The organism is Variovorax monticola (genome assembly GCF_051216855.1).
In the GTDB taxonomy this organism is placed as follows: Bacteria; Pseudomonadota; Gammaproteobacteria; order Burkholderiales; family Burkholderiaceae_C; genus Variovorax.
In genome coordinates, this window is sequence record NZ_JBPJZP010000005.1 from 454,175 (window position 1) to 474,626 (window position 20,452).

General features: G+C 69.2%; 19 protein-coding genes and 1 riboswitch. Of the genes, 5 read left to right on the forward strand and 14 right to left on the reverse strand.

Annotated elements, in window-relative coordinates:
* Positions 1 to 66: 66 nt before the first annotated feature.
* Positions 67 to 2,994, forward strand: coding sequence for a DUF4132 domain-containing protein (locus tag ACSFA5_RS19945; protein ID WP_435445762.1), 2,928 nt, complete (start codon positions 67 to 69; stop codon positions 2,992 to 2,994).
* A 54-nt stretch (positions 2,995 to 3,048) separates the two neighbouring features.
* Here ACSFA5_RS19945 and ACSFA5_RS19950 read toward each other — a convergent pair whose 3' ends face one another.
* Together ACSFA5_RS19950 and ACSFA5_RS19955 are read right to left on the reverse strand one after the other, a co-directional pair.
* Positions 3,049 to 3,903, reverse strand: a complete 855-nt coding sequence (locus tag ACSFA5_RS19950) for an alpha/beta hydrolase (RefSeq protein ID WP_435445763.1) — start codon at positions 3,901 to 3,903, stop codon at positions 3,049 to 3,051.
* Positions 3,900 to 5,411 carry a M20 family metallopeptidase gene (locus ACSFA5_RS19955; RefSeq protein ID WP_435445764.1) on the reverse strand — a complete coding sequence of 504 codons (1,512 nt, stop codon included), beginning with the start codon at positions 5,409 to 5,411 and terminating at the stop codon, positions 3,900 to 3,902. The genes ACSFA5_RS19950 and ACSFA5_RS19955 overlap by 4 nt, the downstream gene beginning before the upstream one ends.
* 115 nt (positions 5,412 to 5,526) lie before the next feature.
* Here ACSFA5_RS19955 and ACSFA5_RS19960 point away from each other — a divergent pair, with 115 nt between their 5' ends.
* On the forward strand, positions 5,527 to 6,306 hold the full coding sequence (locus tag ACSFA5_RS19960; protein WP_435445765.1) for a DUF72 domain-containing protein: 780 nt from the start codon (positions 5,527 to 5,529) through the stop codon (positions 6,304 to 6,306).
* Positions 6,307 to 6,327: 21 nt separating this feature from the next.
* On the opposite strand, the gene ACSFA5_RS19965 is transcribed toward ACSFA5_RS19960, so the two are convergent.
* The gene (locus ACSFA5_RS19965; RefSeq protein WP_435445766.1) at positions 6,328 to 6,837 is read right to left on the reverse strand and encodes a bactofilin family protein; all 510 of its coding nucleotides are present in this window, start codon (positions 6,835 to 6,837) and stop codon (positions 6,328 to 6,330) included.
* 138 nt (positions 6,838 to 6,975) lie between these two features.
* Between ACSFA5_RS19965 and ACSFA5_RS19970 the strand changes: the two genes are divergently transcribed.
* Positions 6,976 to 7,920 (forward strand): ion transporter, encoded by a 945-nt coding sequence (locus tag ACSFA5_RS19970; RefSeq protein ID WP_435445767.1) that lies wholly within the window; start codon positions 6,976 to 6,978, stop codon positions 7,918 to 7,920.
* Here the strand turns inward: ACSFA5_RS19970 and ACSFA5_RS19975 are convergent.
* The 4 genes from ACSFA5_RS19975 to ACSFA5_RS19990 form a co-directional block, all read right to left on the reverse strand.
* Positions 7,865 to 8,452 (reverse strand): IMPACT family protein, encoded by a 588-nt coding sequence (locus tag ACSFA5_RS19975; RefSeq protein ID WP_435445768.1) that lies wholly within the window; start codon positions 8,450 to 8,452, stop codon positions 7,865 to 7,867. The genes ACSFA5_RS19970 and ACSFA5_RS19975 overlap by 56 nt on opposite strands.
* Before the next feature lie 19 nt (positions 8,453 to 8,471).
* Positions 8,472 to 9,062: a methionine biosynthesis protein MetW gene (gene metW, locus ACSFA5_RS19980; RefSeq protein WP_435445769.1), complete on the reverse strand. Its 591-nt coding sequence runs from the start codon at positions 9,060 to 9,062 to the stop codon at positions 8,472 to 8,474.
* Positions 9,059 to 10,231, reverse strand: a complete 1,173-nt coding sequence (gene metX / locus ACSFA5_RS19985; protein WP_435445770.1) for a homoserine O-succinyltransferase MetX — start codon at positions 10,229 to 10,231, stop codon at positions 9,059 to 9,061. The genes metW and metX overlap by 4 nt, the downstream gene beginning before the upstream one ends.
* 221 nt (positions 10,232 to 10,452) lie before the next feature.
* Positions 10,453 to 11,016, reverse strand: a complete 564-nt coding sequence (locus ACSFA5_RS19990) for a TMEM165/GDT1 family protein (protein WP_435445771.1) — start codon at positions 11,014 to 11,016, stop codon at positions 10,453 to 10,455.
* A gap of 9 nt (positions 11,017 to 11,025) precedes the next feature.
* A riboswitch (yybP-ykoY riboswitch) is annotated at positions 11,026 to 11,216 on the reverse strand.
* 265 nt (positions 11,217 to 11,481) lie between these two features.
* Between ACSFA5_RS19990 and ACSFA5_RS19995 the strand changes: the two genes are divergently transcribed.
* On the forward strand, positions 11,482 to 12,078 hold the full coding sequence (locus tag ACSFA5_RS19995; protein WP_435445772.1) for an RNA recognition motif domain-containing protein: 597 nt from the start codon (positions 11,482 to 11,484) through the stop codon (positions 12,076 to 12,078).
* Positions 12,079 to 12,168: 90 nt separating this feature from the next.
* Here ACSFA5_RS19995 and ACSFA5_RS20000 read toward each other — a convergent pair whose 3' ends face one another.
* The 4 genes from ACSFA5_RS20000 to ACSFA5_RS20015 are packed head-to-tail and all read right to left on the reverse strand — an operon-like array spanning position 12,169 to position 15,188.
* Positions 12,169 to 12,951 (reverse strand): SDR family oxidoreductase, encoded by a 783-nt coding sequence (locus ACSFA5_RS20000; protein ID WP_435445773.1) that lies wholly within the window; start codon positions 12,949 to 12,951, stop codon positions 12,169 to 12,171.
* Between the two features lie 16 nt (positions 12,952 to 12,967).
* Positions 12,968 to 13,630 carry an LPS export ABC transporter periplasmic protein LptC gene (gene lptC, locus ACSFA5_RS20005; protein WP_435445774.1) on the reverse strand — a complete coding sequence of 221 codons (663 nt, stop codon included), beginning with the start codon at positions 13,628 to 13,630 and terminating at the stop codon, positions 12,968 to 12,970.
* Entirely contained in the window at positions 13,627 to 14,187 is a 561-nt protein-coding gene (locus ACSFA5_RS20010; RefSeq protein WP_435445775.1) for a KdsC family phosphatase, read from the reverse strand. Before ACSFA5_RS20010 ends, lptC begins: the two co-directional genes overlap by 4 nt.
* On the reverse strand, positions 14,187 to 15,188 hold the full coding sequence (locus ACSFA5_RS20015; RefSeq protein ID WP_435445776.1) for a KpsF/GutQ family sugar-phosphate isomerase: 1,002 nt from the start codon (positions 15,186 to 15,188) through the stop codon (positions 14,187 to 14,189). The genes ACSFA5_RS20010 and ACSFA5_RS20015 overlap by 1 nt, the downstream gene beginning before the upstream one ends.
* Positions 15,189 to 15,345: 157 nt before the next feature.
* Between ACSFA5_RS20015 and ACSFA5_RS20020 the strand changes: the two genes are divergently transcribed.
* A complete protein-coding gene (locus tag ACSFA5_RS20020) occupies positions 15,346 to 17,331 on the forward strand; it encodes a monovalent cation:proton antiporter family protein (protein ID WP_435445777.1) in 1,986 nt (661 codons plus the stop codon).
* A gap of 57 nt (positions 17,332 to 17,388) precedes the next feature.
* Here ACSFA5_RS20020 and ACSFA5_RS20025 read toward each other — a convergent pair whose 3' ends face one another.
* From ACSFA5_RS20025 to mnmE, 3 genes are all read right to left on the reverse strand, one after another.
* Complete coding sequence (locus tag ACSFA5_RS20025; protein ID WP_435445778.1) at positions 17,389 to 18,384, reverse strand: zinc ribbon domain-containing protein; 996 nt, start codon at positions 18,382 to 18,384, stop codon at positions 17,389 to 17,391.
* Between the two features lie 89 nt (positions 18,385 to 18,473).
* Positions 18,474 to 18,935, reverse strand: coding sequence for a Crp/Fnr family transcriptional regulator (locus ACSFA5_RS20030; RefSeq protein WP_435445779.1), 462 nt, complete (start codon positions 18,933 to 18,935; stop codon positions 18,474 to 18,476).
* A 91-nt stretch (positions 18,936 to 19,026) separates the two neighbouring features.
* Positions 19,027 to 20,433 (reverse strand): tRNA uridine-5-carboxymethylaminomethyl(34) synthesis GTPase MnmE, encoded by a 1,407-nt coding sequence (gene mnmE, locus ACSFA5_RS20035; RefSeq protein ID WP_435445780.1) that lies wholly within the window; start codon positions 20,431 to 20,433, stop codon positions 19,027 to 19,029.
* Positions 20,434 to 20,452: the final 19 nt, after the last annotated feature.

A 20,452-nucleotide genomic window follows, 5' to 3' on the forward strand; every position in this document is an offset into this window, starting at 1 on the left:
GCGCTTTTTTTTGGCCCGCCGCCGTGGCCGACAATGCCGCTCGCATCAGTTCGAGGGGAGCATGGCATGGCGGTCGGTGGCAAGTCGAAAGAGCAGAAGGGGGCGCAAGGCCTGCAGGCAGAGCCCGACGGCAGCGTGCGCTGGACCAAGGGCATGCGCGAATCGCTCGCGCGGTTCAACGACCGGGCCTGCGGCCACTGCGGCGGCCTGCTGTGCGCCGAGCGCAGCCTGGCCGACAGCCTCGACTTCTTCCGCCGGCACCGCGCCAGCTTCTACCCGCCCCGCGCCGCGCGGCTGCGCATGCTCGAGATGCACGGCGCCGCGGCGGCCGAACTGTTCTTCGAGCCGTCGCCGCACAAGGAAGCCGTGACCGACCTGCTGGCGATTTACGACGCGGCGGTCGTGCGTTTCTTCGTGGCGCAGGTCAAGCAGATCGACTGCAAGACCGCTCTGGCCAAACAGGCCGCGCGCTGGCCGCTGTTCGTGCTGCGCGAGTTGCTGTCGGCGAACCCGGCGCGCCACCAGGCCGGCGCCGCGCTCGTGCTGGAGCTGCTGGCCGCCAACCCCGACTGGCAGGCGCCGCTGGAAGCGTCGTGCGACGACGGCCAGCGCAAGACGCTCGCACGCCTGCAGGAAGACGGCTCCGGCGGCGTGACCGACGCCACGCCCGAAGCGTGGCCCGCGCTGCTGCGACGTCCGCCCTGGAACAACCGGCAGGCGCTCCCCGTCGTGCCCACGCTCGCGCTGCAGCCGCTGCCCGCAACCGCCGCGCTGCACTGGAACGCGCTGCCCCCGCCGCAGTACCAGCAGGACACGGGCGACGCGTCCGACTGGCTGGGGCAGGAGGTGCGCTCCTTGCGCGCGCGCTCCGACGAGCAGGCCAGGGATTTCGCGCGCCTCCAGCCCGACGCGCCCGAGGCCATTCGCAACGCCGACCCCGTGCGCAAGGCGCTGTGGATGCTCGGCGTGCGGCCGGAACGCATCGACGACATCGCTGGCGGTCACGCGGTGCAGCCGGAAGACTTCGGCGACATGCCCGGCAGCGCCTGGGCCACGGCCGACCACATCTGGCAGCTGCCGCCGCAGCTGGCCATGGCGGTGTTCACGCACGGGCCGGCGCCGATGCACGCGCTGAGCGACGCGGGCCGCATCCGTCCGGTTCTGCATCACTTCGGCGTCGCCGCGCTGCCGGCGTTGCCACACTACCTGCGGCACGGCGCGCGCGCCATGTTCGAGCTGGCGTCGGCCATCGAGTGGGACCCGCTGGCGGGCTGGATCGCCAAGGGCCTGCACACCAACCGCTGGGTGCGGCGCGAAGCCGGCGACTGGCTGGCCCGCTACCCCGACACGGCCGCGCGGGGGCTCATTCCCGTGGCATTGGGCGAACCCGGCGCCGCGCACGAAGCCGCCCAGGCCGCGCTGCGCTGGCTGCACGCGGCCGGCCATGCCGACGCCGTGCGCCGCCAGGCCGCCGCCTACGGCGCCGAGGCCGCCGACGCGGTGGCGACGCTGCTGGCCATCGCGCCCGAAGACCTGCTGCCCGACGAGTTGCCCGTGCTGCCCAAGACGCTGCCGCTGGCGGCGCTGCCCCGGCTGATCCTGAAAGGCAGCGGCCACGCGCTGCCGCAGGCCTGCGTGCCGGACGTGCTGATGGCCATGATGCTCGGCCGCCCCGACGCCCCCTACCCGGGGCTGCCCGCGCTGCTGGACACGCTCGCGCCCGATTCGCTCGCGCGTTTCGGCCGTGCGCTGCTGGCCTGGTGGATCGGCAACGGCCGCCCCGGCAAGGAGCGCTGGATGTTCGCGCTGCAGGGCCGCCTGGGCGACGACGAAACCGCCCGCCAGCTCTACGGCCTGCTGCGCCAGTGGCGCGCCGCGCTCGACCGCGTTCGCGCCTACGACGCCATGGCGATGCTCGGCGACATCGGCAGCGACGCCGCCCTGATGCACCTGGCCGAGCTCGCGCGCCAGACCCGCTACGACGACCTGCGCACCCGCGCCGACCGCATGCTGGGCGAGGTGGCCGAGCAGCGCGGCCTGAGCCTCGACCAGCTGGCCGACCGCACGGTGCCCGACCTGGGCCTGGACGCGCGCGCCCGGCTCACGCTCGACTTCGGCCCGCGCACGTTCGAAGTGCGCATGGACGACCACTTCCAGCCCGTGGTGCACGACGCCCGGGGCAAGGTGCTCAAGACGCTGCCCAAGCCCGGCGCGAACGACGAGCCCGGCAAGGCCGCCACCGCGACCACGCAGCTGAAAGACCTGCGCAAGCTGGCCAAGACCGTCGCCACCACGCAGGTCAAGCGGCTCGAAGCCGCCATGTGCGCGCAGCGCCGCTGGAGCGCCGACGCGTTTTTGCCCTTCTTCGCGAACCACCCGGTGCTGCGCGTGTTCAGCCGGCCGCTGGTGTGGGGCCTGTTCGATGCGTCGAACCGGCTGACAGGCACCTTCCGCGTGAGCGCCGAAGGCGAGCTGACCGACCTGCAGGACGACCCGGTGGCGCTTGCGGACACCGCGCGCATCGGCCTGCCGCACCCGCTCGAACTGGCGGCGAGCGATCCGGTGCTGGCCACCGCCTGGGCCGCGGTGCTGGCCGACTACGAAATCATGCAGCCCTTCGAGCAGCTGACGCGCCAGACCTTTGCGCTCGACCCGTCGCTGCGCACGCGCCGCGAGCTTGCGCACTGGGCCGGCCGGCAGGTGTCGAACGCCGGCCTGATGGGGCTGGAGGCGCGCGGCTGGCTGCGCGAGGTGGGCGACGGCGGCATGGTCGACAGCTTCAACAAGGCGCTGCCAGGCGGGCGGCGCCTTTGCGTGCAGCTGGAAGAAGGATGGTTCGTGCAGGACAGCCCCGACGGCAAGGCGCTGCAGACAGTGCGCGCGGTGGCGCTGGACGGCACCGACGCGACGAAGGGCACGCTGGGCGACCTGTCGCCGATCGCGTTCAGCGAGATCGAGCGCGACCTGCAGCGCGTGATGCGGGACGCTGCATGAACCACAACCTCCGGCTGCCCTGAAGTCAGCCGGGTGTGCGGCTGAAAGGCGCGTTCAGGCGGGCGGAAAACGCGCGTCGAGCCAGCGCCGCAGGGCCGCGAAGACCGGCGCGGCGTCGAGCTCGTTGAAGATCTCGTGGTACAGCGCATCGAAGCCATGCGCCTCGACCATGCCGCTGGGCGCGGCCGCAGCGGCAAAGGCGCGGCTCGCGTCGGGCCGCACGAGGTGGTCGTCGCCCGCGTAGAGCAGCAGTGTCGGCACGGGCCAGCTTGCAGCGCGCTGCTGCACCCTTGCGCCTTCGCTCGCGAGAAAGCGCGCCAGGCGGCTGCCGATGCGGTCGTGCGTGAGCGGATCGTCCCGGTAGGCCTGCACCACGGCCGCATCGTGCGAGAGGTAGTTGTCGTCCAGCCCGTTGCCCACGCGCAGGTTCGGCGCAATGCGCGGCAGCACCGCCAGCAGCACTTTCTGCACACCGCTCAGGCCCGGGTCGAGCCCCGGCGAAGACAGCACCAGGCCGTCGACCGGCCGCACGTCGCGCGCCACCAGGCTCGCCGCGACCAACCCGCCGAGGCTGTGCCCCAGCAAGACCAGCGGCACGCCGGGGCTCAGGCGGCGCGCGTCGTCGATCACCAGCGCCAAGTCGTCGACCAGTCGCAGTTCGCTCGGCAGGCCGCCGCGCGCACCGGTCGATTCACCGTGCCCGTGGTGGTCGTGCGCCCACACCGCAAAGCCCCATTCGTGGAGGCATTCGGCCACCGCGTGGTAGCGGCCCGCGTGCTCGCCGAGCCCGTGGACCACCACGATGACGGCCCGCGCCGTGCCCGGTGCCGGCAGCCGGCGCAGCACCAGCGTCTCGCCGTCCGGGGTGGACAGCGACACGCGCTGCGGCAGGGGCAGCGGCTCGCTCAAGCGGCGACGGGTTCCGACGCGGCGGCGCGGTGCGCCACCGGCAGGGCCGCGATCACCTCGGCCACGGCGGCGGTCAACTTCTTGGCATACGGCACATGCAGGAACTCGTTGGGGCCGTGCGCGTTGCTCTTCGGGCCGAGCACGCCGCAGACCATCATCTGCGCCTTGGGGAAGCCGGCGCTGAGCATGTTCATGAGCGGGATCGTGCCGCCCTGGCCGATGTAGCCGCACGAGGCGCCGAAGTGCGCCTGCGAGGCCTTGTTGAGCGCTTGCTCGAACCACGGCGTGATGGTCGGTGCATTCCAGCCGGTGGCGCCGCCGCCGCTCTCGAAGGTGACACGGGCCTGGTAGGGCGCGTTGTCTTCCAGCAGGGCCTTGAGCTTTTGCACCGCCTCGGCCGCGTCGATCAGCGGCGGCAGGCGCAGCGACAGCTTGAAAGCGGTGTACGGGCGCAGCACGTTGCCCGCGTCCTTCAGCGCCGGGAAGCCTTCGGCGCCGGTGACCGACAGCGTGGGCTTCCAGGTGCGGTTGAGCAGCGCTTCCACCGGGTCGGTGGTGGTGGGGAGCGCGAACATGGTCGAACCGCCGCAGTCGTAGTGCGCCCATGGAAAGCGCTTGTAGACCTCTTCGCCGAGGATGGCGGCGGTGGCCTGCGCCTGCGCCAGGCGATCGGCGGGCACTTCGCAGTGGAAGCTCGCGGGCAGCAGGCGGCCGGTGGCGCTGTCTTCGAGGCGGTCGAGCACCTGGCGCATGATGCGAAAGCTCGAGGGCACCAGGCCCGAAGCGTCGCCTGAATGGATGCCTTCGGTCAGCACCTCGACCTTGAGCGTGCCGCTGGCCATGCCGCGCAGCGAGGTGGTGAGCCACAGCTGGTCGTAGTTGCCGGCGCCCGAGTCGAGGCAGATCACCAGCTCGACATTGCCCAGGCGCGGACGCAGCGCGTCGACGTAGGGCAACAGGTCGTAGGAGCCGCTTTCCTCGCAGGTCTCGATGATGCCGACGATGCGCGGATGCGCCGCGCCCTGCGCCTTGAGCGCCTGCAGCGCGGCCACGCTCGCGTACACCGCATAGCCGTCGTCGGCGCCGCCGCGGCCGTAGAGCAGGCCGTTTTCGTACTTGGGCGTCCAGGGGCCCAGGTCGTTGCGCCAGCCGGTGAACTCGGGCTGCTTGTCGAGGTGGCCGTACATCAGCACGGTCTCGCCCATGTCGGTGCCGGTGGCCGGCACTTCGAAGAACAGCACCGGGGTGCGGCCTTCGAGGCGAACGATTTCCAGCTTCAGGCCTTCGACCTTCTGCGCCTCGACCCAGGCCGCGGCGTTGCGCAGCACGGTCTCCAGGTAGCCGTTGGCCGACCAGTCCTTGTCGAAGCCGGGCGACTTGGCGGGAATGGCGATGTAGTCGGTGAGTTGCTTGACGATGTCGCCGTCCCATTGGGCGGTGACATCGGACAGGGCGCGCGCGGCGTCGAGCGTGCCGGCGGGCATTTCGCGGTGCAGGGGAGCGTTCATCGGGGTTCTCCGCGGAAAGGGGAAAGAGGGGAAAAGGGAAAAGGGGAAAAATTTGCATTTTGCGCCTTGAAGCGACCGCGCGTAGAGTGCGGGCGATCTCAACGCTGGAGGCCATGTGAGCAAGCCAAACATCAAGGTGGGCATCGGCGGCTGGACCTACGAGCCCTGGCGCGACAACTTCTACCCGAAGGGGCTCGTGCAGGCGAAAGAGCTGAACTACGCGAGCCGCCAGCTCAGCGCCATCGAGGTCAACGGCACCTACTACAGCACCTTCAAGCCCGAGACTTTCCGCAAGTGGCACGACGACACGCCGGCCGACTTCATGTTCTCGCTCAAGGCCTCGCGTTTCGCGACCAACCGCAAGCTGCTGTCGGGTGCGGGAGACTCGATCAAGCGCTTCATCGACAGCGGCGTGGCCGAGCTGGGCGACAAGCTGGGGCCGATCGTGTGGCAGTTCATGCCGACCAAGCCCTTCGAGGCGGAAGACTTCGAGGCGTTCCTGTCGATGCTGCCGAAGAAGGAGGGCAGCCGCGTGCTGCGCCACGTGATGGACGTGCGGCACGAAAGCTTCATCGTGCCCGCCTACAAGGCGCTCGCGAAGAAGCACAAGGTGTCGACGGTGTTCACCGACGCCGACAAGTTTCCGTCCTTCGAGGAGCCCGAAGGCGACGTGGCCTATGCACGGCTCATGATGGCCGACGCCAAGCTCAAGACGGGCTACGGGCCGAAGGCGCTCGACACCTGGGCCGAGCGTGCGCAGGGCTGGGCTGCGTCGCCAACGTCATCGAAAAAGCGCGACGTGTTCGTCTACTTCATCAACGGCGCCAAAGAAAAAGCACCGGCCGCGGCCGGTGCTTTGCTGGAGCGCCTGGGGTGGACGCCGCCGGGCGCCTGAGGCCCGGGCGGCGCACCGGAACTACGCCTTGGTGCCGAAGCTGATTTCACCGGACAGCTGGCCGCCTTCTTCGATGACGATCTTGCCGTAGCGGATCTTGCCGGTGACCTTGCCGGTGGAGTGGATCACGAGCTTTTCGCGCACCGTGAGGTTGCCGTCGAACACGCCGCGGATTTCGGCGATGTCGATCTCGGCGGAACCCTTGAACTCGCCCTGTTCGGCGATCTGCATCAGGCGCGAATCCATCGTGGCTTCGACCAGGCCTTCGACCACGAGCGTGTCGCAATCGGTGATCTCGACGCCCTTGAGCTTGATGTTCGGGCCGACGGTGAGCTTGCTGCCGCCTTCCTTGACTGCGGGTGCAACGGCTGCCGCTGCCGTGTTCAGGCCGCCTTGCTGTGCGGTCAGCGACGAGGGATTGACGGGGGTACCCGAGAGATTGGTGCCTGCGCCGACCAGCGGTGCGGGGCGGGAAGTCAACGAGTCGGTGTCTCGGTCACGCTTGCCGAAGAAGGGGGACTGTGTAGCCAATGGGGAGCTCCTCAAGGAAAAGGACTATCGTAAGAACGCACTTGCGGCCTGCCGTACTTCATTGCGCAAGAGGCGTAACCGAGTAAGACGTTACACCCCGCCGACAATGGCTTTCCAGTAGACCCTAAACCACGGCAGATGACGACCCTTTCGAGCAGCAGCGAAACAACCTCTTCAGATTCGGCCGCAGGCGACGCGCGCTTCGGCAAGCCCGAACAGGGTTGGCGCCGCACATTGTTCTCGGTGATCTTCGAGTCGGAGTCGCGGCTGGGACGGCTGTTCGACCTGATCCTGATCGCGGTGATCGTGACCAGCGTGGGCGTGGTGATTCTGGACAGCGTGCAGGCCATCCACCAGCGCTGGGGCCACGTGTTCGGCGTGCTCGAATGGGTGTTCACCGCGCTCTTCACGCTCGAATACATCGGGCGGCTGGCCTGCGTGAATCGGCCCGCGCGCTATGCGGGCAGCTTCTACGGCGTGATCGACCTGCTCGCGCTGCTGCCGACCTTCCTCGCGGTGCTCACGCCCGGGCTGGCGTACCTCATCGACGTGCGCATCCTGCGGCTGCTGCGCGTGTTCCGCATCTTCAAGCTGTCGCGCTATTCCGAGGAGTACCGCGCGCTGGTGTCGGCGGTGCATGCGAGCCGGCGAAAGATCACGGTGTTCGTCGGCTTCGTGATGATGGTGGTGCTGGTGATGGGCACGCTGATGTACGTGGTCGAAGGGCCGGTGCACGGTTTCACCAGCATTCCGGTGGCGATCTACTGGGCCATCTCGACGATGGCCACGGTGGGCTTCGGCGACCTCGTGCCCAAGACCGACCTGGGCCGCGCGATCGCCTCGGTGATGATGCTGCTGGGCTGGGGCGTGCTGGCCGTGCCCACCGGCATCGTGACGGCCGAGATGGCGCGGCGCGGTCCCGACGACGAGGCGGTGCCGCTGGCGCCGCGCGGCATCCTGGCCATGACGGCGTCCGTGTCCGCGGCACCTGCGCGCGTCGCGGCACCTCCGGTGCCGGCGAAGCGCGTCACGCCTTCGGCCAGACGGCGCGCCCTTGCGCAGCATCGCCGAGACGGGCGATGAACGCATCGGCATCGGGTTCGGGCAGCGAGAAGGCGAAGGCCACGTCGTCGCCGTGCGCCACGCCTTCGAGCACCGCGCCCGCCGCCGCAAGCTCGCGCCGCACCAGGCCTTCGAGCGCGTAGGGCACCGTGCAGCGCAGGCTGCGCTGGCGCACCAGCGGCACGAGCGTGGCGCCGAGCAAAGCCTGCGCGACCGCATCGGTGTAGGCCCGCACGAGGCCGCCCGCGCCCAGCTTCACGCCGCCGAAGTAGCGCACCACGGTGGCAAGCGCGCCTTCGATCTGCTGGTGGCGCAGCACCTCGAGCATGGGCCGGCCGGCGGTGCCGCCGGGCTCGCCGTCGTCGTTCGCGGCCGACTGTCCGCCGGCCATCAGGGCCCAGCACACATGCGCGGCAGCAGGGTGTTCGGCGCGCAGCGAAGCCACCACGGCCAGCGCGGCCGCGCGGTCGGCCACCGGCTGCACGCAGCCGATGAAGCGGCTCTTCCTGATGAGCAACTCGCTGTGGACCGGCCCGGCCAACGTGAAGCTCATCGTGCGCTGCAGGGGTGCTTCAGCTGCCGCCGCGCTCGAACTTGAAGACCGCCGTGCCGGCGCGCGCGTTGGGCAGCCAGCGCACGCCGCGGCCGTCCTGCAGGCCGAAGGCATCAAGCACGCGCAGGTTGTTCTTGCCGGCCAGCACCTCGAAGTCCTTGAAGGTGCCCACGCGGATGTTGGGCGTGTCGTACCACTGGTAGGGCAGGCGCCGCGTCACGGGCATGCGGCCGCGCGCGATGCTCAGGCGGTTGGGCCAGTGCGCGAAGTTGGGAAAGGCGACGATGCCGGTGCGCCCGACGCGCGCGGTCTCGCGCAGCATCACCTCGGCATTGCGCAGGTGCTGCAGCGTGTCGATCTGCAGCACCACGTCGAACGAGGCGTCGTCGAACATCGCCAGGCCTTCGTCCAGGTTGAGCTGGATCACGTCGACGCCGCGGCGGATGCACTGCAGCACGTTGCCGTCGGCAATCTCCACGCCGTAGCCGGTGCAGCCGCGCTCGCGCTGCAGCAGGTCGAGCAGGGCGCCGTCGCCGCAGCCGAGGTCGAGCACGCGCGAGCCTTGCGGCACGAGCTGCGCAATCAGCCGTTGATGGTCGAGGTCGCTCATTGGAACTCCTTGGCAACGCGCTCGAAGTAAGAGCGCACCACACCCATGTAGCGCACGTCGTCGAGCAGGAAGGCGTCGTGGCCGTGCGGCGCGTCGATCTCGGCGTAGCTCACGTTGCGACGGTTGTCGAGCAGCGCCTTCACCAGCTCGCGACTGCGCGCGGGCGAGAAGCGCCAGTCGGTCTTGAAGCTCACGAGCAAAAACTTGGCCGTGGCATTGGCGAACGCGGTGCTTAGCTTGCCGCCATGGCTGCGCGCGGGGTCGAAGTAGTCGAGCGCGCGGGTGATCAGCAGGTAGGTGTTGGCGTCGAAGTACTCGCTGAACTTGTCGCCCTGGTAGCGCAGGTAGCTCTCGATCTGGAACTCGACGTCCTGCGTGGAGTAGCGGTAGTCGAGCGCCGCGGCCCCGCCGCTGCCCTCGCCCTCGACGGCGCTGCGCAGGATGCGGCCGAACTTGGTGTTCATCACGTCGTCGCTGAGGTACGTGATGTGGCCGATCATTCGCGCGATGCGCAGGCCGCGCTTCGGAATGACGCCGTGTTCGTAGAAATGGCCGCCGTGGAAGTCGGGGTCGGTCACGATGGCGCGGCGCGCCACCTCGTTGAAGGCGATGTTCTCGGCCGTGAGGTTGGGCGCGCTGGCCACCACCACGGCGTGGCGCACGCGCTGCGGGTACTGCAGCGTCCACGACAGCGCCTGCATGCCGCCGAGGCTGCCGCCCATCACTGCCGCAAGCGTCTCGATGCCCAGCGCGTCGAGCAGCGCGGCCTGGGCGTGGACCCAGTCTTCCACCGTGACCACCGGGAAGTCGGCGCCGTAGACGCGGCCGGTGACGGGGTTGACGTGCATCGGGCCGGTCGAGCCGAAGCAGGAGCCCAGGTTGTTCACGCCGATCACGAAGAAGCGGTCGGTGTCGACCGGCTTGCCCGGCCCCACCATGTTGTCCCACCAGCCCTCGGAGCGGGCCTGGCCCTGGTAGACGCCGGCGACATGGTGCGAGGCGTTGAGCGCATGGCACACCAGCACCGCATTGCTGCGCTCGGCGTTCAGGGTGCCGTAGGTTTCGTAGGCGAGCGTGTAGTCGCTGATCGACGCGCCGCTGCGCAGGGCCAGCGGCCCTGCGAACTGCATCGACTGCGAGGTGACGACCAAGGGAGGTGACGACGACATGAATGAAAAAACCCGGCCTCGCCAAAAACGAGCCGGGTCTGCCGCGCCTGTCTTTAGCTGAATTTATAAAGCGCCCGCAAGCTGTAGCAAATCGGCGCAGAGCAAGTATATCCCCCAGGCTTCGCGCACTTCGTGTCGCTTCTCCACCCCCCTTTCCGGGGGCAACACCGGCGGCCCGGCGAAGCCGGTTCCGCGGTGTTCCTGGAAGGAACCCGCCCTTCTTACCAGCCGAAGATCATGATGATGCCGAGCACCAGGAAGATCGCGGCGGAGATGCCGTGCACGAGCTTGATCGGCACGCGCTGCACGATCTTGTCGCCGAGCCACACCACCGGCGCGTTGGCCAGCATCATGCCCAGCGTGGTGCCGGCGACCACCCAGAGGTAGTCGTGCGTGAAGCGCGCGGCGAGCATGACGGTGGCGATCTGGGTCTTGTCGCCCATCTCGGCCAGGAAGAAGGCGATCACGGTGGTGCCGAAGACGCCGAACTTCGACGCACCCCGGGCGTCGTCGTCGTCGAGCTTGTCCGGAATCAGCATCCACGCAGCCATCGCGATGAACGAGCCGCCGAGGATCCAGCGCAGCACCTCGGGCCCGAGCCAGTGCGTGATGTAGTTGCCGACGGCGCCCGCCAGCGCGTGATTGACGATGGTGGCAACGAAGATGCCGAGCACGATCGGCCAGGGTTTTCGGAAACGGGCCGCAAGCAAAAGGGCCAGGAGTTGGGTCTTGTCGCCCATTTCCGCGAGCGCAACGACGCCGGTTGCAACGAGAAAAGCTTCCATGATGAACGTGGGGTTCCTTGGGCCGAAGGACGCAATTGACCATGCAACACCTTCGGCCGTATTTCCCGAAGTTGCATGGTCAAAGGTCTCGCCAGGTGTGGGTTCACTGCACGCGCCATGTCCTGTGTGGGGCAGGACAAGTCTGTTGACGCGGGCCCTTCTCGCAAATCGGAAGGCGGCTACTCCCCAATGACGGGGCGGATTCTAACCACCGGTCGCGCCCGAACACGGCCCCCGGCAGTCAGCGTGCGCTGGCTTTGTGGTGGTTTTGAAAGGGGCTACCTCAAGACGCAAATTCCCGCTTGCTTTTCGGATATTTCACCCATAATGCACGAGCCTCCCTCTTCATTTTGGCCGGGAGACAGTTCGGTGATCGGTCAGTTTCGCGCGACTCGACGGCTCTCGTTTGAGTGATGCTTTCGGGACTCCATCGCTTTTATTGATGTGTTTATTAGGAGTCCCTTGATGGGCAACAAACTGTACGTCGGCAACCTGCCTTATTCGGTGCGCGACCAGGATCTCGAACAGGCTTTCGGCCAGTTCGGCGCGGTGACCAGCGCCAAGGTCATGATGGAACGGGACACGGGCCGCTCGAAGGGCTTCGGCTTCGTCGAGATGGGCAGCGATGCGGAAGCCCAGGCAGCCATCACCGGCATGAACGGTCAACCCCTCGGCGGCCGCGGCATCGTGGTCAATGAAGCACGTCCGATGGAAGCACGGCCCCCGCGCAGCGGCGGCGGTGGCGGCTACGGTGGTGGTGGCGGCGGTGGCGGTTATGGCGGCGGTGGTGGAGGCTACGGCGGCGGCGGTGACCGCAGCGGTGGCGGTGGTGGCTACGGTGGCGGTGGCGATCGCAGCGGCGGCGGCGGTGGTGGCCGCTCCGGCGGTGGCGGCTACGGCGGCGGTGGTGGTGGTGGCCGCAGTGGCGGCGGCGGTGGTGGTGGCGATGGCGGTTTCCGCAGCCCCTACGGTGCCGGCCCCCGCGGCGGCGGCGGTGGTGGCCGCAGCGGCGGTGGTGGTGGCGGCGGTTACGGCGGTGGTGGTGGCGGCAATAGCTACTGAGCCACGCACCTCGGCACACAGAAAGACAAAAGGCTCCGTCAGGAGCCTTTTTTCATGGCCGGCCGCTCAACGCCGCCCGCACGATGGCGCTCAGGCTTCCCCGCTTCGCTTCTTGCGCCCGCGCCCCTGCACGGCCCGGTCGAGCAGGGCATTGGGCAGCAAGCGCATGACCTTCGCGATCACGCCCATCTGCCACGGAATCACGCGGTAGCTGGTGCCCGACTCGATGGCGCGCAGCGCCTGGGCGGCAAAGTCTTCCGCCTTCATGAGAAACGGCATGCCGTAGCGGTTGCCCTGCGTGAGCGGCGTGTCGATGTAGCCCGGGCACAGGGTGACCACCTTGACGCCGCTGTTGTGCAGCTCGCCGCGCAGGCTTTCGCAGTACGCCACCACGCCGGCCTTGCTGGCGCAGTAAGCACCGTGCCCCGGCAGCCCGCGAATCGACGCCACGCTGCCGATGCCCACCAGCCGCCCGCTGCCACGCCGCACCATGGCCTGCACGAAAGGATGGAAGGTGGCGGCGAGGCCGACGTTGTTGGTGGCGAAGGTCTGCGCCAGCACGTCGAGGTCGGCGCGCTCCGCCGTGTCGATGCCCACGCTGATGCCGGCATTGGCGATCACCACGTCGGGCAGCCCCTGGCGCGCGATGCAGGCGTTGCCCGCGGCCACGATGCTGTCGGTCTGTGCCACGTCGGCACTGTAAATTTGATAGCGGTCGGCGCTTAACTGGCGTGCGTTTGCCCACGATTCGATCTCTGCCGTGCGGCGCGCGACGAGCGCCAGCCGGTAGCCCGCGTCGTAAAAGCTCGCGGCCAAGGCCTGGCCGATGCCGCTCGATGCGCCGGTGATGAAGACTAGCGGGGACGTGGTCATGCGGGAATGTTCTTCTTCAGCGCTTCTTGGCGGGAGCAGGGGCGGCAGCCGCCGCCGACGGAATCAGCACCCCGCGCACACGGCCGTTCAGGTTGGCCACGCCGCTGAGGTTGTCGTAGTCCAGCGTGTCGCCCACGAATTTGTCGGTGCCGCGGATGAGCGTGACCGGCTTGTTCGAGGTGACGCGCTCGGTGTCGACATAGGCATGCAGGAAGTCGCCGCGAAACTCGAGCTGCGGCGTGGCCTTGCCGCCCGGGCTCACTGTCGGCTCGCGGATGACGATCGCATTGCCGAACAGCTGGATCTCGCTGCCGTCGGAGTTCGACAGGCCCCGGTCTGCCGTTGCGCGGGTCACGAGCCCCTCGGGGGACACGGAGCGCATGCGCACCTTGTCGACTTCCATGGTGTCGGTGTCCGGAAAGTGCCGGCCCTCGGTGCCGTGCAGCTCGCTGCGCAGGTCGCCGCTGGGCAGGAAGTTCTTGATGACGAAGTCGCGCATGAAGTAATCGGGCTCGTGCGTGGGCGCCACCTTGGCCGCGGGCTCCAGCAGCTTGGGCGCGTTGCGCACCAGCCAGTAGGTGCCCAGCGCGACGCACGCCGTCAAAATGATCGGCAGGTAGATCGTGGTGCGGTCGAGCGCGTCGCGCACCAGGCCCCACGCGCGTTTCACGTTGCTCATGGCTTCGGTTCCCGGTTCTGGCCCAGCGCCGTGTCGAGCAGCGCGCGGTACTGGCCGCAGGCGGTGAGCAGCAGGTCGCAGAATTCGCGCGCCGCGCCTTCGCCGCCGCGCGCCTGGGTTACGTAGTGCGCAATGCCGCGCACCTCGGCGTGCGCGTTGGCCGGCGCCGCCGCGAAGCCGACGCGCGTGAGCACCGGCAGGTCGGGCCAGTCGTCGCCGATGGCCGCAGCCTGCGCCCAGCCAAAGCCCAGCTGGTCGAGCATGGCCTGCGCGGCGGGCAGCTTGTCTTCGGTGCCGTAGCGCACATGCTCGATGCCGAGTGCTTCGAGCCGCACGCGCAGCGGCTTGGAGTCGCGCCCGGTGATCACCGCGGGCACGATGCCCACCTTGCGCAGCAGCTTCAGGCCGTAGCCGTCGAGGATGCTGAAGCGCTTGAGCGTCTCGCCGTGTTCGGTGAAGTACACGCCGCCGTCGGTCAGCACGCCGTCGATGTCGAAGAAAACGATGCGCACGTCCTGCGCGGCGAGCAAGGTCTCGGCCTGGAACTCGAGCGGCATCAGATGACCTTCGCGCGCATCAGGTCGTTGGTGTTGATCGCGCCCACGATCACCCCCGCGCCGTCGATCACGAACAGGCGGGTGATGCCGCATTGCTCCATCAGCTCGGCGGCTTCCACCGCCAGCGCGTCCACGCGGATGGTGCGCGGGTTGCGGTGCATCACGTCGGCGGCCTTGGGGCTGCGCAGGTCGGCGCCGGCTTCGATCAGGCGGCGCAGGTCGCCGTCGGTGAAGATGCCCGCGGCGCGGCCGTCGGGCTCGACCACCGCCGCGGCGCCGAAGCCCTTGATGCTCATTGCGCGCATCAGTTCGCTGATGCTGGCCGACGGCGGCACGCGCGGCACCTCGTCGCCCGAGCGCATGACGTCGCTCACGTGCGTGAGCAGCTTGCGCCCGAGCGCGCCGCCCGGGTGCGAACGCGCGAAGTCTTCCGAGCCGAAGCCGCGCGCGTCGAGCAGCGCCACGGCCAGCGCGTCGCCCATCGCCATCTGCGCGGTGGTGCTCGCGGTGGGTGCGAGGTTGAGCGGGCAGGCTTCCTTCGCCACGCCCGCGTCGATCACGATGTCGGCATGGCGCGCCAGGGTCGATTCGGGGCGTCCGGTCATGGCGATCAGGGACACGCCCTGGCGCTTGACGACCGGCAGGATGACGGTGAGTTCGTCGACCTCGCCGCTGTTGGAAATGGCCAGCACCAGGTCGACCGTCTTGATCATGCCGAGGTCGCCGTGGCTGGCCTCGGCGGGGTGCACGAACATCGCGGGCGTGCCGGTGGAGGCGAGGGTGGCGGCGATCTTGCGGCCGACATGGCCGCTCTTGCCCATGCCCATCACGACCACGCGGCCGCGCACGTCGAGGATCTTGCGCACGGCCTCCACGAAGCTCGGGCCGACGCGTGTCTTCAGGCCGAGAACGGCCTCGGCTTCGATGTCGAAAGTCAGGCGTGCCCGGGCGAGGATCGCTTCGGGGTCGACCACGGGGGCCGGGGCGGGGCGGGAACTCATCGGTCGATTTTACGGGCGGTGGCTGTATGCCCCCACGCTCGGCACTGCGTGTCCTCGCTGCCCCCCCGAGAGGGCCGCTCGCGCCTTGGGGCGGCCCGGCGGCGCTCGGTGCCCTTTCGGACGCCCGCGCACGGGTCTTGCTCTAGCATCGGCGCCTATGTCTTCGTTCGATCTCACGCTGTTGTATCTGTTGGCCGCGGTGATCGGCGTCGTTGCATGCCGGTCGCTGAAGCTGCCGCCGATGCTCGGCTATCTGTCGGCCGGCGTGCTGATCGGACCGCACGCCTTCGCGCTGGCGCAGAACACCGAAGGCATCCAGCACCTGGGCGAATTCGGCGTGGTGTTCCTCATGTTCGTGATCGGACTGGAGTTCAGCCTGCCCAAGCTGCGCGCGATGCGCAAGCACGTGTTCGGGCTCGGCCTGCTGCAGGTGCTGCTGACGATGACCATCGCCACCGTCGGCGCGCTGGTGATCGCCACGCAACTGCCGCCCGCTTGGCGGCTGGGCTGGCAGACCGCGCTGGCGCTGTCGGGCGCGCTCACCATGAGCAGCACGGCCATCGTGGTCAAGCTGATGTCCGAGCGCCTCGAGCTCGAGAGCGAGCACGGCAAGCGCGTGATGGGCGTGCTGCTGTTCCAGGACTTGGCCGTGGTGCCGCTGCTGGTGCTGATTCCCGCGCTGGGCGCACCGCCCGAGGCGCTGGCCAAGGCGCTGGGCTTCGCACTGCTGAAGGCGAGCTTTCTCATCGGCGTGCTGCTCTACGGCGGGCCGCGCGTGATGCGCTGGTGGCTCACGCTGGTGGCGCGGCGGCGCAGCGAAGAGCTCTTCATCCTGAACGTGCTGCTGGTCACGCTGGGCCTGGCCTGGCTCACCGAACTGGCCGGCCTGAGCCTGGCGCTGGGCGCGTTCATCGCGGGCATGCTGGTGTCGGAAACCGAATACAAGCACCAGGTCGAGACCGACATCCGCCCGTTCCACGACGTGCTGCTGGGACTGTTCTTCATCACCGTGGGCATGTCGCTCGACTGGCACATCGTGGTCGAGCGCTGGCTGCTGGTGGGCGTGCTGCTGCTGGTGCCGCTGGCGTTCAAGCTGGGGCTGGTGACGGTGCTGGCCAAGGTGCTGGGCGCCACCTCGGGCGTGTCGCTGCGCACCGGCCTGTACCTGGCGCAGGCCGGCGAGTTCGGCTTCGTGCTGCTCACGCTGGCGCAGGAGCGCAGCCTGCTGCCGCCGTGGCTGGCCAACCCGGTGCTGGCGTCGATGGTGCTGTCGATGCTGGCCACGCCCTTCATCATCATGTACAGCAATGCCATCGTGCGAAAGCTCGTGGCCAGCGACTGGATGCAGCAGTCGCTGCAGATGACGAGCATCGCGCGCAAGACCATCAACACCGCCAAGCACGTGATCATCTGCGGCTACGGGCGCTGCGGACAGAACCTGGCGCGCATCCTGGAGCGCGAAGGCATTCCGTACATGGCGCTCGACCTCGACCCCGACCGCGTGCGCCAGGCCGCCGCCGCCGGCGACTCGGTGGTGTTCGGCGACGCGGCGCGGCTGCAGGCGCTGATGGCCGCGGGCCTGGCGCGCGCGAGCGCCGTGGTCGTCACCTACCTCGACGTGCCAGGCGCCATGAAGGTGCTGGCCAACACACGCGCCCACGCCGCCCACGTGCCGGTGATCGTGCGCACGCAGGACGACCACGACCTGGAGAAGCTGCAGGCGGCAGGCGCCACCGAGGTGGTGCCCGAGGCCATCGAAGGTTCGCTGATGCTCGCCAGCCATGCGCTGGCGCTGGTCGGGGTGCCGATGCGCCGCGTGATCCGCGTGGTGCAGGACCAGCGCGACGCCCGCTACAACCTGCTGCGCGGCTACTTTCACGGCGCGGACGACGACAACGCCGACGAGATCAACCACGAGCGCCTGAACAGCTTCACCCTGAACACCGGCGCGCGCGCCATCGGGCAGACGCTGGAGCGCATGGCGCTGCCCACGCTGGACGTGCGCGTGGTCAGCCTGCGCCGACAGGACGGCCAGACGCGTGCATTGGCCGAAGACACGGTGCTGGCGGACGGCGACACGCTGGTGCTGTCGGGCAAGCCGGCCGCGCTGGCCGTTGCCATCGAGCGCCTGCAAAAGGGCTGACAGGGCTGAAGAACGGGCAACGACGGGTGAGGGCCGAAAGGGCCGCCATCGGCCCGGTCAGTTGACCAGTATCGGATTGCGCTTTTCTTCTTCGAGACGCTGCTGGCGGCGCACCGCTTCGCATTGCGCGTGGGCCTTGAACTCGGCCTTCAGGCACTGGGCGGCCATGCACTGCGCCTTGGCGATGAAGTTGCGGTCGCCGCACAGGGCCTGGGGCTCGGCCGCTGGCACGGGGGCGGCCGGCGGCGGGGCCGGTGCGACAGCCGGCGCCGCAGGTTCCGGTTCACTCGGCGCCGGCCCGGCGACAGCCGCCTGCTTGCGCGGCTTGGCGACGGGCTTGGGCGTCGCCAAGCCTGCCGCTGCCGGGGCTGTTTCAACGACCGGCCGTGCATCAACCGACTCGGCTGGCTCTGCGGCCTGCGGTGCCGGTGCCGCAGCAGGCGGCGGCTCGGTCGCTGGCGGGGTTGCGGCAGGCGCCGAAGCCACCACGGCCTGCGCTGGCGCATCGGCCACCGCTGGCGCCTTGCGCGTGCCGTAGCCGTACCAGCCCGCAACGACCATCGCCACCGCCACGACCAGCAAGCCGAGCCACAGCAACACCACGCGCTTGCGCGGCGGCGGCTCGGCAGCAACAGCAGGTACAGGCCGGCGGACCGAAACCCGCGCCTTCGTGCGCCCGTCCTTCGCAGCTTGCTGCGACTCGAAGGTCGCCGACACGGCATGCGGCGCCGCGGCGTGCAGCGGTTCGTCGTCGTCGTCGTGCACCATGAACACCGTCTGCTCGTCGTCCCGCGGCGCGGCGCCCAGCCTCCCGAAGAACGACGACCGCGCGGGTCGGCGCGCCGGCACAGGCGCTGGCGCGCCCGGATCGAACAGCGGCGCCGGAATGGTCGGCGCGCGCAACTGGGCCGGCGCGGTGGTGGCCCATTCGCGCTCGGGGCTCGGCGGCGGGGGAGGCCGCTCGGGCGTGGTGGACAACGCGAGGCCGCAGCTTCGGCAGAAATGGGCGCCGTCACGGTTTTCCGTGCTGCAGACCGGACAGATCAAGGCCATGGCTTGCGACTGACTACTCTGGGATCAAAAAAGAAAATGGGGGCTTCGAGCCCCTGTGGAAGACGGTCTGGCGGCGGACAGCGCAGGCCTCAGGTCACGGCGACGCGCTTGGAGCGGTGACCCATGCGCTTGGCGAGCACGGCGCCCAGCGCCATGGCGATTTCCAGCGCCATGTTGGGCTGGCGGTTCGACATTTCGCCGAAACGGATCGCGTTGAGCCGCCACACGCGGCCCGCGCCGGTGACCACCACGTTGGCCGGGTGCGGCTGGCGCGAGAAGAACGACCCCTCGCCGACCACCGAACCGGGCGTGAGCACCGCGAGCTTCATCTGTTCCTTGCTGCTGACACGGTGCACGCTGATGGCGCCGCTCTCGATGAAGAACACCGAGCGGTCCGGCGTGCCCTGCTCGATCAGCACGTCACCGACGCCGGTCTCGATGGGCTGGAGGTAGCCCGCCAGGGTGTCCCACTGCTGGACGGTGAACGTCAACGCGAAGGCGTCTCCGTTCATGTTCTCCGCGATGGCGCGGCTCAGGTTCTGGATGGACATGTTTTTATTCAACCCCGCAAGTGAGCCGAAGTATCCGCGAACGCCGCAAGATTCGGCTACAAGTGTTTACGCTTTTCCTCGGCGCCTGTCGCTATTTGCCGATGCAGAAGCTCGAAAAGATGACCCCCAGCAGGTCGTCCGCGCCGAACTCGCCGGTGATTGCGTTCAGCGCGTTCTGCGCCAGGCGCAGTTCCTCGGCCAGCAAGTCGAGCAGTTGCGCCTGCGCGGCAAGGTGGCCCGCGGCCAGCGCCAGGTGCGTTTCGACCTGGGCCAGCGCCTGCACATGGCGCGCCCGCGCCAGGTACACGCCCTCGGGCACGGCCTGCCAGCCGGCCATGGCCAGCAGCTGTTCGCGCAGCGCCTCGATGCCCAGGCCGGTCTTGGCCGACAGGGCGATGCCCTGGTCGTGGGGAGCCGAAGGCGCCGCGTCCTGCTTGTTCCACACGTCGAGCACCGGCACGCTCGCGGGCAGCTTGCTGCGCAGGCTGGCCAGGATGGCGGCATCGGCGTCGGCGTAGTCGCTCTGGTGGGCGCGCGTCAGGTCGTGCAGGAACAGCACCGCATCGGCGCTTTCGATCTGCCCCCAGGCACGCGCCACGCCGATCTGCTCGACCTCGTCGCTGCTCTCACGAAGCCCGGCGGTGTCGGCCACGTGCAGCGGCACGCCGTGGATCTGGATGGTCTGCGAGACCACATCGCGCGTGGTTCCCGCCACGGCGCTCACGATGGCCAGCTCGGCGCCGGCCAGCGCATTGAGCAGTGAACTCTTGCCCGCGTTGGGCTGACCCGCGATGACGACCTTGATGCCTTCGCGCAGCAGCGCGCCCTGTTTTGCGCGCTGTTGCACCGTGGTCAGTTGCGCCTGCAACCGCACCAGCTGGCCCGCCGCATCGGCCTTCTGCAGGAAATCGATTTCTTCCTCCGGAAAGTCGAGCGTGGCCTCCACCAGCATGCGCAGGTGGATCAGCGCGTCGCGCAGCGTGTGGATCTCGCGCGAGAAGGCGCCCGACAGCGAGCGCCCGGCGCTGCGCGCGGCCGCCTCGGTGCTGGCGTCGATCAGGTCGGCAATGGCCTCGGCCTGGGCCAGGTCGATCTTGCCGGCGAGGAAGGCACGCTGGCTGAACTCGCCGGGCTCGGCCACGCGCAGGCCGGGGAGGCGAGGGCGCCCGCTGGCGGGGTCGGGCTCGGCGGCGGCCTCCAGGCAGCGCGCCAGCAGCAGTTGCAACACGACCGCGCCGCCGTGGGCCTGCAACTCGAGCACGTCCTCGCCGGTGAAGGAATGCGGCGAGGGAAAGTGAATGGCCAGCCCGTGGTCGATCGGCTCACCGGCCGCGTCGCGAAAGGGCAGGTAGGTGGCTTCGCGCTGCTTCAGCGGCCGGGCGCACAGCGCGTCGATCAGCGGCGCAAGCCGGACACCGGACACCCGCACGATGCCGACCGCCCCGCGGCCGGAGGCGGTGGCGATGGCGACGATGGGGTCGGTGGTGTGTGCGAGCATGGTGGAGGGCGGATTCTTT